The organism is Streptomyces chattanoogensis (assembly GCF_001294335.1).
GTDB lineage: Bacteria > Actinomycetota > Actinomycetes > Streptomycetales > Streptomycetaceae > Streptomyces > Streptomyces chattanoogensis.
This window is the reverse complement of the sequence record NZ_LGKG01000092.1, coordinates 1-331: the sequence shown is the minus strand read 5'-3', so window position 1 is coordinate 331 and position 331 is coordinate 1. Positions and strand designations below refer to the sequence as shown.

Below are 331 nucleotides of genomic sequence, written 5' to 3'. Positions count from 1 at the left end.
GCAGCAGTGTCAAGGATCCCCAGCGACCGCCCGGCGTCGCCGTTCTTGGGCACGAACGCCTCGCCACCGGTGGCCGGCTCCCGCCAGGCGTACATGGTGTCCCCCGGGCCCCACGCGTTCGCCTGCCTGAGCAGGCCATCCTCGGCGTGGTAAACGTTGCCCCACCGGTTTGCGTACTGCTTCCGGATCGCCGCAGCGGCAGCGGACGCGTTGCGTTGCCCGGTGACCCGCATCGCAATGTTGACGACCTCATCGGGGATCTTCTTTAAGTACTCACGCAGGGCTTTCGCCCGCTGCATCGCCGATGTCGTGTCGACGGCAACCTTCGTGT

At 66.8% G+C, this 331-nt stretch carries 1 protein-coding gene; it reads right to left on the bottom strand.

The features are described 5' to 3' along the window. The coding region (locus ADL29_RS11790; protein WP_157878461.1) for a hypothetical protein at positions 1-331 on the bottom strand (331 nt) is incomplete at both ends.